Source organism: Micromonospora sp. MH99, assembly GCF_021442385.1.
In the GTDB taxonomy this organism is placed as follows: Bacteria; Actinomycetota; Actinomycetes; order Mycobacteriales; family Micromonosporaceae; genus Micromonospora.
The window spans coordinates 19,187-31,113 of sequence record NZ_MUZA01000001.1 but is presented as its reverse complement, the minus strand read 5'-3'; the positions used below and the strand labels follow the sequence as shown (position 1 = coordinate 31,113).

12 protein-coding genes are annotated in these 11,927 nt (G+C 70.2%); 2 read left to right on the top strand and 10 right to left on the bottom strand.

The features are described 5' to 3' along the window. Window position 1 precedes the first annotated feature (1 nt). On the bottom strand, window positions 2-943 hold the full coding sequence (locus B0E54_RS00155; protein ID WP_234581250.1) for an ABC transporter ATP-binding protein: 942 nt from the start codon (window positions 941-943) through the stop codon (window positions 2-4). A gap of 76 nt (window positions 944-1,019) precedes the next feature. Then, window positions 1,020-2,312 (bottom strand): acetyl-CoA carboxylase biotin carboxylase subunit family protein, encoded by a 1,293-nt coding sequence (locus tag B0E54_RS00150; protein WP_234580913.1) that lies wholly within the window; start codon window positions 2,310-2,312, stop codon window positions 1,020-1,022. 325 nt (window positions 2,313-2,637) lie between these two features. Between B0E54_RS00150 and B0E54_RS00145 the strand changes: the two genes are divergently transcribed. Continuing rightward, complete coding sequence (locus B0E54_RS00145) at window positions 2,638-3,933, top strand: homoserine dehydrogenase (protein WP_234580912.1); 1,296 nt, start codon at window positions 2,638-2,640, stop codon at window positions 3,931-3,933. Window positions 3,934-3,973: 40 nt separating this feature from the next. Here the strand turns inward: B0E54_RS00145 and B0E54_RS00140 are convergent, their stop codons facing one another. From B0E54_RS00140 to B0E54_RS00115, 6 genes are read right to left on the bottom strand one after another with little or no spacing between them, the layout of a single operon-like run. After that, window positions 3,974-4,951, bottom strand: a complete 978-nt coding sequence (locus B0E54_RS00140; protein ID WP_234580910.1) for an ABC transporter substrate-binding protein — start codon at window positions 4,949-4,951, stop codon at window positions 3,974-3,976. 53 nt (window positions 4,952-5,004) lie between these two features. Then, window positions 5,005-5,775 carry an amino acid ABC transporter ATP-binding protein gene (locus tag B0E54_RS00135; protein ID WP_308195317.1) on the bottom strand — a complete coding sequence of 257 codons (771 nt, stop codon included), beginning with the start codon at window positions 5,773-5,775 and terminating at the stop codon, window positions 5,005-5,007. Then, window positions 5,772-6,710, bottom strand: coding sequence for an amino acid ABC transporter permease (locus B0E54_RS00130; RefSeq protein ID WP_234580909.1), 939 nt, complete (start codon window positions 6,708-6,710; stop codon window positions 5,772-5,774). The genes B0E54_RS00135 and B0E54_RS00130 overlap by 4 nt, the downstream gene beginning before the upstream one ends. Window positions 6,711-6,739: 29 nt before the next feature. Beyond that, on the bottom strand, window positions 6,740-7,420 hold the full coding sequence (locus B0E54_RS00125; RefSeq protein WP_234580907.1) for an alpha/beta hydrolase: 681 nt from the start codon (window positions 7,418-7,420) through the stop codon (window positions 6,740-6,742). Next, entirely contained in the window at window positions 7,417-8,160 is a 744-nt protein-coding gene (locus B0E54_RS00120; protein WP_234580905.1) for an HAD family hydrolase, read from the bottom strand. The genes B0E54_RS00125 and B0E54_RS00120 overlap by 4 nt, the downstream gene beginning before the upstream one ends. Window positions 8,161-8,167: 7 nt before the next feature. Further along, a complete protein-coding gene (locus tag B0E54_RS00115; RefSeq protein WP_234580904.1) occupies window positions 8,168-8,953 on the bottom strand; it encodes a hypothetical protein in 786 nt (261 codons plus the stop codon). Between the two features lie 325 nt (window positions 8,954-9,278). Between B0E54_RS00115 and B0E54_RS00110 the strand changes: the two genes are divergently transcribed. Continuing rightward, window positions 9,279-10,028, top strand: coding sequence for a PIG-L deacetylase family protein (locus B0E54_RS00110; protein WP_234580902.1), 750 nt, complete (start codon window positions 9,279-9,281; stop codon window positions 10,026-10,028). 36 nt (window positions 10,029-10,064) lie between these two features. Here the strand turns inward: B0E54_RS00110 and B0E54_RS00105 are convergent, their stop codons facing one another. Both B0E54_RS00105 and B0E54_RS00100 read right to left on the bottom strand, forming a co-directional pair. Beyond that, the gene (locus B0E54_RS00105; RefSeq protein ID WP_234580901.1) at window positions 10,065-11,204 is read right to left on the bottom strand and encodes an acyl-CoA dehydrogenase family protein; all 1,140 of its coding nucleotides are present in this window, start codon (window positions 11,202-11,204) and stop codon (window positions 10,065-10,067) included. Window positions 11,205-11,219: 15 nt separating this feature from the next. Then, window positions 11,220-11,885 (bottom strand): HAD family hydrolase, encoded by a 666-nt coding sequence (locus B0E54_RS00100; protein ID WP_234580898.1) that lies wholly within the window; start codon window positions 11,883-11,885, stop codon window positions 11,220-11,222. Window positions 11,886-11,927: the final 42 nt, after the last annotated feature.

Below are 11,927 nucleotides of genomic sequence, written 5' to 3'. Positions count from 1 at the left end.
GTCACCCCAGCAGGCTCCGGCCGCTGAGCCTTAGGAAGACGTCTTCCAGCGAGCCACGCCGGACCAGGCAGGCCCGGGGGTCGACGCCGAGGTCGATCACCGCGCGCAGGGCGAGATCACCGTCGTCGACGTGGAGCAACAGCCGGTTGGGCAGCTGCTCCATCCGATTGCCGATCTTGCCGACCAGCTCCGCCAGCGCGGACACGTCCGCTGCGCCGCTCGCGCGGATCTCCACGACGTCCTTCGACGCATAGCGCGTGACGAGCTCCTGCGGAGCGCCCTCGTCCCGGAGGCTCCCCCGATCCATGAGCAGAATCCGGTCGCACAGCTGCTCGGCCTCGTCCATGAAGTGGGTCGTCAGGATCAACGTGACGCCACGAGTCTTCAGCATCGCCAGCCGATCCCAGAGCACGTGCCGCGCCTGCGGGTCGAGGCCGGTCGTCGGCTCGTCGAGCAACAGGACTTCCGGCTTGCTGACCAGGGCACGGGCGATACTCAGTCGCCGCTTCATCCCTCCGGAGAGGGTCTCTACGCGGGAGTCCGCACGATCCGACAGCTTGGCGAACTCCAGCAGCTCGGCGCTGTTCTCGCGGATCACCGCACGGGGCATCCCGAAATACCTGCCGTAGATGTAGATGTTCTCGGCGACGGTCAGCTCCGAGTCGAGGATGTCTTCCTGATGCACGATGCCCAGCCGCCGCCGGATGTCGCGGCTCTGCTTCGCAGCATCCAGCCCGAAAATGCGCAGCGAGCCGGCCGACGGGAGGGAGACACAGCTCAGCATGCGCATGAGCGATGTCTTGCCGGCACCGTTGGGCCCCAGGATCCCGACGGACTCACCGGCCCAGATCTCCAGGTCCACCCCGTCGACGGCAGCCGGGCCGCCGTAGGACTTGGTGAGGCCCCGGGCATGCACAACCGATGCCGGCTGCCCCCAGGACAGCGCCTGCGTCATCTCGTCTCCCCGTGAATGATGCTCCCGCCAGGTCCCGGTCCGCTTCGCCGGTCGTCCGACGGCGTCAGCGGATCAGGCCGGCTTCGTCGGGCTGAATCTTCATGGCGTCCTCCGCCCAGCGGACGACCCGCTCCATCTCGGGCCGCAACCCGTCGTAGGAGGGGGTGGTCAGCGTGACGTCTCCGATGGTGTCGAACCAGCTCGTGGGCAGGGGGATCGTCGCGCCGGGGACCAGCCACTCCGGCAGGACGAACTTGAGCACCGAGGGGAGTTCGCAGCGGTCGGGCAGCGTCACCACCCTGCCCGCGCGGTACGGCAGGCCGAATCCGGCCACCGGCCGGATGTGCTCGTCTCCGACGAAGCCCAACTGCTCCGGCTTCATGCCGGCGGCGAGCCCGAGGCACAGCTTGTCGGGTAGGAGACCGGTCGCCGCACCCGCATTGGTCATGGTGAAGTGCCCGCCGGCGCGCGCGGCGATCTCGTTGAGCTGGAGCCTGCCGTTCACGTCGCCCCACACCTCGGCGTGGAACGCGGAAGTCCGGGCGTTGGGCAGGGCCGCCACGACCGCCTCGACGAACTCCACCAGGCCACGGCCGACGGCCGAAGCCGGGTCGAGCATGACGGAACCGAAGGAGCCGACGTGCTCGCCCACAGCGCGCCCGGTCCCGAAGCCGTAGTACTGCGACGGGATGAGGTAGAGGAACTCGCCGTCATGGCGCACTCCGTCGACGTGGTACATCACCGAACCCGCCATCGGCTCGGCGACGCTGTGCGCGGGCACATCGGCGGAGAGTCGGCCGAAACAGTCCGACGCTGCCTGCCGCGCGCCTGATTCGTCGTAGACGAAAGCCGCGGTCTCGCCGGCCCAGGCCGACCGGGACTTGAGGACGAGGGGATATCCCAGCTCGTCGACGGCATTCCAGAAGTCGACCGCGTCGTCGACGCGGTACGAGGGCCAGACGTCGAGACCGGCGGCGGCCACCCGCCGCTTCATCTCCAGCTTGTCGCGGTACGCCCGTGCGCTCTCGACGTTCTGGCCCTCGATACCGAATTTCTCCCGGATACGCGCGGCTCGTACGACGTCCCCCTCCCGCGGGGCGAACAGGAGGTCGTACGAGGAGTTCCGGAGCAGTTCCATGGCCCGTCGCTCGACGGCCCCGGGCGTGAAGTAGTCGGGCACCTCCTCGAGGAGTTCGACCTCCTCCGGAACCCCACCCGCCAACCTGTCCCGCACACCCTCCCTGGTCAGCACGGTCAGGCTGAGATCACCGTGTCGTCGGGCGACATCGGCGTAGTCAGCGATCATGGCGGCATTGACGTCCAACGACAGGGCGCATTCCAGGACGAGGACCCGCACCGGGCTTCCTCCAAGACGATGGCGAGATGGCTGCGCGGCCCGGCACGCCGAGCAGCGCTCTTCATTCCAGCACGCCCGGACAGCGGCCAGTAGTGACGTTTTCTTGGGGCAGACATAAGTACGGCTTTACGGCCGATCCGCCCGAAGCGGCGTCCCCAACTGGTCGGTTCGGTGGTCCCGCGGGCTCCGCCTCTTCCGACCGACTCCCCGCCGACGGCCGTCGAGCGGCCACGCAGAAGATTTTTTCTTTGCGGCCGGTTTCACCATCCAAGACGGCGCAGCAGAGCGGCGGTGACCGGACGATGCAGGCGTATATGCTCCCGCCATGGATCGTCCCGTGAACGTGGGTATGCTCGGTTGCGGCAACGTCGGAGCGGCTTTCGCCGAATTTCTCCTGGGTCGGGCTCCCGATATCCAGGAAATTAGCGGCATCGATCTGATACTCAAGCGCATCGCCGTACGGGACGCGGGGAAGAAGCGCTCGGGCCTGCTGACCCCGCTCATCACCGACGACGTACGGGCGATCACCGACGCCGACGACATCGACGTGGTGGTCGAGGTGATGAGCGGCATCGAGCCCGCCCGCACCTACGTGCTCGCCGCGCTTCGCGCCGGCAAGCCGGTCGTCACCGCCAACAAGGAACTGATCGCCAAGCACGGCCCGGAGCTGTATTCCACGGCCGACGCCAGCGGCGTCGACCTCTTCTTCGAGACTGCCGCCGTCGCGTCCGTGCCGATCCTGCGCGTACTCCGGGAATCGTTCCTCGGCGAGGACATCACAAGCGTGCTCGGCATTGTCAACGGCACGTCCAACTACATGCTGACGCGCATGTCCGAAGAGGGGCTCGGCTACGCCGAGGCCCTGCGCCAGGCACAGGAGGAGGGCTACGCCGAGCCCGACCCCACGAACGACGTGACGGGCGCGGACTCCGCGTCGAAGCTGGCCATCCTCGCCTCGCTCGCCTTCAAACGCGCGATCGCCGTCGACGACGTCGAGCGCGAGGGGATCGACAAGCTCGATCGCGACGACTTCGACATCGCGGCGCGTTTCGGGTACGTGATCAAATCGATCGCCAAGGCCGAGGTCTTCGGCGCGGCCGGCTCCGGCGAGCGCGAAATCGGCGTCCAGGTCTTCCCTGCCCTGGTGGACAAGAACCATCCCCTCGCCAACGTGCGCCACACGTACAACGCGGTGTTCCTCAAGGGCGGCGCGGCCGGCGACCAGATGTTCTACGGTCACGGCGCCGGACGGTTGCCCTCCGCGTCCGCTCTGCTCGGCGATCTGGTCACCGCGGCGGACCACCTGCGACGCGGCACCCACCGGAGGGTTCCGCTCGGCAGTTCCGCGGTGCTGCGACCGACCGAACGGCTGGCGCACCCCCACTACCTCAAGTTGGAGGTCACCGACGCGCCGGGCGTCCTGTCCGAGGTGTCGGGGGTGTTGGGCCGCCACCAGGTGTCCATCCGCTCCATCACCCAGGAGGACCGTGCCTCGAAGGCGCGCGTCGTCTTCATCACGCACCGTGCCGAGGAAGGCGCGATGAGGCAGGCCGTGGCGGAACTGTGCAGTCTCGACAGCGTCCTCGGCGTCGGCGGCATCCTCCGCATCGTGGAGGCGTGAGCTGTGCCCCGCTCGGAGAGTGGGGCACAGCGACCAGGCGTCAGGACCGGGGGATGCCCGGCGGGTTGACCTCCGATTTCGGTAGGGCCTCCGCCTGGAGCCCCCACCTCTTGAGCACCTCGGTGTAGGTACCGTCGGCCATGACGACGTTGAGCGCCTTGGCGACGGGCTCGATCAGACCGTTCTCCTTGCGCACGGTGGCACCGATCCGCCCCTCCAGACCATCGCCACTGCTGGAGAACGTGCCGATCACCTTGGTCTTGCCGCTCGCGGCGGCGTGGTAGGCACCCGCCGGACCGGGGCCGAGGTAGGCGTCGACCCGGCCGGAACCGAGCGCCAGGTAGTAGTCGGCGGGATTCTGGAAGTTCTTCACGGTGACCGGATCAAGGTTCTTCGCGCGGTTCTGCCGGTCCCACGTCCGCAGGAGCTGTTCCTGGTTGGTACCGGCGGTCACCGCGATGGTCCGGCCGGCGACGTCGTTCGGGCCGCGCACGGTCCAGTCCGCGTCCCGGGGCGCCTCGAAGGCGACCTCGTCGGCCCGGTAGGTGGCGAAGTCGTACTTATCCTTGCGTTCCTCGGTCACCGTCACGTTGGTCATGGCGAGTTCGTACTTGCCGCTGTCCAGGCCGATGAAGATGTTCTCCCACGACACGGTGTGGAAGCGCGGCTTCAGGCCAAGCACGTCCGCGACCAGGGTCGCCAGATCGGGCTCCACACCAATCACCGTCTGGTTGTCGGTGGCGTAGAAGCTCAGTGGCGGCTCGGTGCCGGCGAGGTTGACGATGTCCAGGAACCCGTCCTCGCGGACCGCCTCGGGCACCGAGTCGGCGATGGCCGCGATGCGCTGGGCGTGCAGTCTGTCCTGGCTCGGGGACAGGTTCATCTGGGTGCCGTCGGCAGCCTTCGCCGGGGGCGCGGTCTTCTCGGACTCGGGGTTCGCGCAGCCGGTCACCACGAGGGCGAGGCAACAGGAGAGGGCGGTGAGGGCTGCGGCGACGCGCCCTGACGGGTGTCTCATTCGCGGGTCCTGACGTGGGTGTCGGATGGTACGGGTCATGGGGGGTGGAGCGGTCAAAGGACCTTGGCGAGGAACGCCTGGGTGCGTGCGTGGCGAGGAGCGTCGAGGAGTTGCTCGGGCGGACCCGCCTCGACGACCACACCGCTGTCCAGGAAGATCACCGTGTCGGCGATCTCGCGGGCGAAGCCCAGTTCGTGCGTGGCCACCACCATCGTCGTGCCTTCCCGGGCGAGGTCCTTGATCACCGTCAGCACCTCGTTCACCAGCTCCGGGTCGAGCGCCGAGGTGGGTTCGTCGAAGAGGAGGAGGACCGGCTCCAGGGCGAGGGCCCGGGCGATGGCGACGCGCTGCTGCTGCCCGCCCGACAGCTGACGCGGATAGGCCCCACCCCGGTCGGCGAGACCCACGCGGGCAAGCAGCCGGGCTGCCCGTTCCCGGGCCCGGGCGGGCGGCACGCCCAGCGCGCCCACGGGGGCCTCGATGATGTTCTCGGTCACCGTCAGATGCGGGAACAGGTTGAAGTTCTGGAAGACGAAGCCGATCCGGGTACGCTGCCGCAGCAGCTCCCGGTCCCGGAGCGCGACCAGGACGCGGCGGTGCCTGCGGTAGCCCATCAGCTCGCCGTCGACCAGGACGTGTCCCCGGTCGGGGGCCTCGAGGTGGTTGATGGCGCGCAACAGGGTCGACTTGCCGGCGCCGGACGGGCCGATCACCGCCGCGCTCTCGCCGCGCCGTAGTCGGAGGTCCACACCACGCAGCACCTCCGTCCCGCCGAACGCCTTGTGGACGCCGCGTACGTCCAGGGCCGGGGTCTCGTCCTTCACGCGGCGGCCCGCCCGTCGCCATCGGAGCCGACCCAGGCGAAGCGGCGCTCCACCCGGTGCTGCACAAGGGTCAACACAGTGGTGAGCGCGAGGTACCACACGGTGGCGACCATCAGCAGCGGTACGACGCGACCGTTGCGTCCATACAGGATCTGGACGCGGTAGAAGAGCTCACCGATCGCCATCACCGACACCAGCGACGTGGACTTCAGCAGGGAGACGATCTCGTTGACGGCGTTCGGCAGGATCGCGCGCATCGCCTGCGGCAACAGGATCCGGCGCCACTGGCGCAGCCGCGGGATGCCCAGGGCTTCCGCCGCCGCCATCTGCCCGGGGTCGACGGAGGCCACCCCTCCGCGGATGATCTCCGCGGCGTACGCGGACTGATGGAGCGTCAGCCCGATGACGGCGGCGGCCATCGTGCCGATGAGGTGCAGCGTGTCGACGGACACGAGGACCGGGCCGAACGGGATGCCCAGCCCGATCCGGCGGTAGAGGTAGGCCAGGTTGAACCAGAAGAGCAGTTGCACCATGAGCGGGACCGAACGCAGCGCCCAGACGTACGTCCCGGCCACACCGCGCAGCATCCGGCTGCGGGACAGCCTCATCGCCCCGATGAGGCTGCCGAGCGCGAACCCCAGGACCCCGGACACGAGCACCAGTTGGACGGTGACCCACACCGCCGAGACCACTGTCTCGCTCAGCAGGTAGTCGAAGAAGGTCCCCCACTCCCAGGCCGGGTTGGTCACCAGGCCGTGCCCGAACTGAGCCGCGAGCACCAGGCCGACCGCGCCGGCCACCCATCGCCACGGTCGGGGCGCGGGTACGCGCGGCAGCGCGTCCAGGTCGTCCGGCCCGTCCGGAAGGTTCGTCGCTCGCCGCGCCTCGGTCAGCGTCGCGCCGGGCCGGCGAGGCCATCGTGCACCGAGTTCCAATGGGACTCCTCGTGGTAGTGCGGGGCGGATCACCCGCGGTCGGCCCGGCGCGTACCTGATGCGGTCAGGCCGAGGAGCAGATCGGTGACGAGGTCGGGGCGGCTGAGCACGGGGCAGTGCCCCACCGGCCACTCGTGGCGCTCGGCGCACCGCGCGGCCATCTCGCGCTGCACCGCCGGGTCCAGGGCACGGTCGGCCGCACAGACGACGTAGCTGGACGGGGTCTCACGCCAGGCGTGGCGCGTCGGACGGCCCCGGCCGTACCCGGGGCCCTGCGGACGCAGCCAGGACACGGCGCTCGCCGCGAGGTCGTCGGCGCAGTCGTGGTAGAGCACCTCCACGGCCCGGTCGGGCAGCAGCCGGGTGGTGCCGTCGGGGCTCTCCGTCACGGCCGCCGCGAGCCGGGTGCTGGTGCCGCCCACGTCGGCGGTCGACTCCCCCACGTCGAGCGCGAATCCGGCGACGTACACGAGATGGGCCACCCCGCGCAGCCCGGTCGCCACCGAACCGCCGTAGGAGTGGCCGAGGACCACGGGCGGCTCGGGCAGCGTGTCGACGAGCCGCTGGACGTGGACGGTGTCGGCGGCGAGCGAGCCGCGCTGGAGCCGCGGCGTGTGGACGGGGATCCGGTGGCGCCGCAGCGCGGCGCGCAGCGGCCCGAAATGGCGCGGGGTGTGCCAGCGCCCCGGCAGCAGGACGACGGGAGTCATCCGCTCGGCCGCTCCGCGAACCGCTGCCGCAGTAGCCCGCCGAAGGTCAGCAGCACCGCGTCCGTGTCGGCGAGTCCGTGCAGGACCACGTCGGCGCCGGCCGCCGTCAGCCCTCCCGCGTCTGCCGGGTGGCACGCCACTCCCACCGCCCGGACCCCGTGCTCTCTGGCCACGGCCATGTCGCGGGGGGTGTCCCCGACGATGATCACTCGAGCCGGCGGGCAGTCGACGCCGCGGGCACGCCGGGCCCGCTCCCGAGCCGGCGGCAGCAACGCGGCCCGCTCCTCGGCCTCGTCGCCGTACGCCCCGATGGCCAGGTCCAGATACCGGTCGAGGCCGAACGCGCGCAGCTTTGCCGCAGCCGACCGGCGGGTGTTGCCGGTGAGCACGGTCTGCCGGACACCGGGGCAGCCGGCGAACGCGGTGAGCGCTCGGGCAGCGCCCGGCATGGCCCGTCCCGCTGCCGTCAGCTCCTCCCCCAGCCGATCCAGTTCGTCGTCGACCGCGTCGAGCAGTCGCCGCACGAGGGCATCGGCTGTGCCCGGCCGGTGCCTGGCGAGCGCCCGCACCGCGATGTGCCGTGCGGTGGCTCCCGCGATGTCGGAAACGCGGCCGAGCGGCTGGCCGGTGATCCGTCGGAAGGCCCGGTCGTACGCGCCCCTGGTGACGAGGGAACAGTCGACCAGGGTGCGGTCGATGTCCCACAGGAGCAGGGCCGCGGGCGGGGGCGGGTTGTCCACCGAGGCGTCAGGCCCAGGTGACGGCGTAGTCGAGCAGGTCGTCCCGGAAGCCGAGGCAGAACTCCACAGTGACGAGTTCCCCGGCGTTGACCGGGGTGACCCGGTGGTACCGGTCCGGGTTGAAGAGGATCACGTCACCGTCGCGGGGGACGTACCGGTCGGCCCGCGTTCCCGCCACCACGTCGGTGTAGCCCGTGCCGTCGACGGTGCGGTGGGCCTCGTCGCCGGGTTCCCAGGCACGGTCGTGCACGACCAACTCACCGCCGCCCGCGGCGGCGCGTACGACCACGACGCACTGGAGGTGGTAGGCGAGGTAGGTGAGCGCGATGTTGGTGCCGTCGCCGTCGCGCATGATGTTGTGGCTGGCGAGCCCCGCGGCCGGCCCCGGAACACGGGTCCGGACCGCGGCCTCGCCGTAGGCGCCCTGACCGTCCTCGACGGCCACCTCCACCGAGCTGAGCCCGAAGGACTCCCGCAGGGCCTCCCGCGTCCGGGCCGGCAGGTCGACGCCCGAGCGCGCCAGCGCCGCGCGGGCCTGCTCGGCGCGCTCGTGGTACGACTCGATCTCGTCGAGAAAGTCGGCGACCGGAGCGTGCAGCAGCCGCGCGGTCTCCGGGACGGCGAGCAGTTCCTGGATCCGGGCCGCCTGGTCGGCGACGGATACGGCCGGGAAGAGATCGCGCAGGACGACGATGGCCGTGTCGCCGTGGGTCAGGTGGCGCAGCGACTCGAACTGTGCGTGCTCGCGCCCGGTGTCTATGACAGTGACTTCCCAGTCCTGGGCAGTCGGCATGCGCCGGTCTCCTTGTACGTCGGTCCGTGTTCACGCCGGCCCGGGTGCCGGACATTCCGATGGCAGGAGACGGCGGTCCCTGCATTAACGCAGGCGAGCCGCTCATTCATCGGGATTCCGGGCGCTGTTCTGTAAATGGTGCCGGGAGCACGTGGCGTGAAAGGCGTGGTCTGGCGAACCTACACGGCACACACCCGGCGGTGTCAATGACCGTTCCCAGCATATGAATTGTTTGATGAAAGGGAACGTGACGGCTGTTGGCGACATTTTCTTAAACCTGCTTCACCGGCTTATGCCGGAGTCGTGGCCGACCTAGTGTGAAGGCATGGCCGAGTCCTCGAATACGCGTTCCCCGCTCGCCGGCGAGACGGAGGTGCGCAGCCGCACGCTTGTCGTCACCGCGCATCCCGACGATGTCGACTACGGCGCCGCGGGCGCCGTCGCCCGGTGGGTCGCCGAGGGCGAGGACGTCCGCTACTGCGTGGTGACCGACGGGGACTCGGGTCACTCCGACCTCGCGCTGCCCAAGGCCGAGGTCGCCGCCGTACGCCGGACGGAGCAGCAGGCCGCGGCACGGGCGGTCGGCGTCCGGCACGTGGATTTCCTGGGGCTTCCGGACGGGCGGTTGACACCGTCTCCGGCCCTCCGCCGCTGCTTGACCCGGGTGCTGCGCACGCACCGCCCACACCGGGTGGTGACACATTCGCCGGTACGACAGATCGACCGGATCCGCGCCTCCCATCCGGACCATCTCGCCGTGGGCGAGGCGCTGTTCAGCGCCGTATACCCCGATGCCCGCAACCCGCGGGCGTTTCCCGAACTCGCCGCAGGCGGGCTGGATCCGTGGCGGGTCGCCGAGATCTGGGTGATGACGGGGCGCGACTCGAACACGTACGTCGACATCACCGCCACCCTCGACGCCAAGTGCGCGGCACTGCGCTGCCATGCCAGCCAGCACACCGATCCGGAGGCGCTCGACGCCGACGTACGACGGTGGGCGGCGACCATCGCCCGCGCCGGGCGGCTTCCCGAGGGACGGTACGCGGAGTCGTTCCGGGTGGTCTCCGCGGACTAGGACCGGTCCCTGGCTCGCGGAGACCACCTACGGCCGCTACCGCCCCGTCAACGCGTAGCGGCCGACCCGCTCGAACACCTGCAGCGACGCCGCGTCGTGGTGGTTGACCACGTTGACGTCACGGAAGCAGCGGGCGAGCCTGCTGGACTCGACCACGGAGCTGGATCCGGCTGCGGTGTAGAGGATGCCGACGGCCTCCACCGCGTTCTTGGCCGCGGTCGCCGTGGCGAGCATGATCTCCGCCGTCAGCTCGTGCGGGATGTCGGCGTCCGTCGCCGCCGCGCGCCAGATGTCGGCGGTGGCCGCGTGCAGGTAGGCGCGGGCCGAGCGCACCAGGGACCTGGCCGTACCCACCTTCTCCTGCACGGTGCCGCGCTCGCTGAGGGTCAGGTCGCTGCCGCGGGCGGTCTTCTTCTGCGCCAGCTCGTGGAAGCAGCCGACGGCGTCCTCGGCGATGCCGAGGGCCAGCGCACCCAACGGCGGATTGATGAAGTGCGCCATGGAGCTCCGGTAGAGCGGGCCGTCCACGACCAGTTCGGCGCCCGGCGCGATGTGCCGGTGCTCGGGGACGAAGACGTCAGTCACCCGGAAGCCGTTGCTCCCCGAGCCACGCAGGCCGACCGCGTTCCACTCGTGGATGACCTCGCTCTCCGCGGCCCGTACGAAGAAGATGTGCGCACCACCACTGTCGGGTTCATCCGCGACGGAGGCGGAGCAGATGAGCCAGCTCGCCTCCGCGCACCCGCTGGCCAGCCGCCACCTGCCGGTGAGCTGGTAGCCGCCGTCGACCCGGACCGCCGTGCCTGCGGTGTGCAGCGATCCCGCGACCACTGTCAGCGGGTCGCCGAAGATCTCTCTGCCGCCGGCCTCGGGCAGCCGCGCCGCGAGCAGCGCCGAGTTGGCCCCGGCCATCATGGACCAGGCCACCGAGCCGTCGTGCCGCGCGATCTCCTCCACCACGTGCAGCATCACGGCGGGTGGCACCTCGTGGCCACCGAGGGACCGAGGCACCCACAACCGGTACAGCTCGGCGTCCCGAAGCCGGGCCACCAGGTCGGGTGGCAGGTGGCCCAGGGTTTCGACGGTGTCGCGGGCCTCCTGGATGGCGGGCACCAGCCCGGCCACCCGTTCCAGCCACGGCGTGATCCCGCCGGCTTCCTCCGGCAGCGGATTCATCTGAGGACCAACTCCTTATGAGGGGGTGAACAGTTCGTCGAGCGTGGTGATCCGGTGGGGGTCCGCGTCGGGGCGGTCACCCCGGCGGTCCAGGTGAAGCGCGGGCAGCCCGGCCGCGCGGGCGGCACGGACGTCCCACTCGTGGTTGTCACCGACCATGAGGACCGCGCCGGGCGGCTGCCCGAGCCGTTCACAGGCGCGCAGGAACGCGTCGGGGTCGGGCTTGGCGGCGGCCAGGTCCTGCGAGACGCAGACCACGTCGCAGAGGCCGAGCAGTCCGATCGCCCGCAGCTTCCCGGTCTGCCGCCCGGTGGAGCCGTTGGTGAGGACCCCGACGGCGAGACCTGCGGCGCGGACCCGGGTCAGGGCCCGGACGGCGTCCGGGTAGGGCCGGTAGGCCCGCTCGAAACTGTCGAGGTAGCCGGCGAAGACCTCCAGTAAGGACGGCTCGTCGACCGGGCGGCCGAGGGCGACGAGGAACTCCCGCAGTCGCCGCCTTCTGTGTTCGCTCCAGCTGATGGCTCCGCGATGTGCCGCGGGATAGTGCTCGCGTTCCAGCCTCCGCCACAGCTCCAGTACGTCGTCGGAGGGGTCGACACCCAGTTCGGGAAGCCAGCCCAGCAAGGCATCCGTCACCGATCCGTCGTAGTCGAAGAGGGTGCCGTCGAGATCGAAGAGCACAGCTTTCACGGTATCCACAAGCAACACACTTAATCGAATCTT

Excerpts from the sequence above, each read along its gene's own strand:
- B0E54_RS00125 (WP_234580907.1), bottom strand. The coding sequence starts at position 7,420 with ATGACTCCCGTCGTCCTGCTGCCGGGGCGCTGGCACACCCCGCGCCAT.
- B0E54_RS00145 (WP_234580912.1), top strand. The coding sequence starts at position 2,638 with ATGGATCGTCCCGTGAACGTGGGTATGCTCGGTTGCGGCAACGTCGGA.
- B0E54_RS00115 (WP_234580904.1), bottom strand. The coding sequence starts at position 8,953 with ATGCCGACTGCCCAGGACTGGGAAGTCACTGTCATAGACACCGGGCGC.
- B0E54_RS00140 (WP_234580910.1), bottom strand. The coding sequence starts at position 4,951 with ATGAGACACCCGTCAGGGCGCGTCGCCGCAGCCCTCACCGCCCTCTCC.
- B0E54_RS00105 (WP_234580901.1), bottom strand. The coding sequence starts at position 11,204 with ATGAATCCGCTGCCGGAGGAAGCCGGCGGGATCACGCCGTGGCTGGAA.
- B0E54_RS00110 (WP_234580902.1), top strand. The coding sequence starts at position 9,279 with ATGGCCGAGTCCTCGAATACGCGTTCCCCGCTCGCCGGCGAGACGGAG.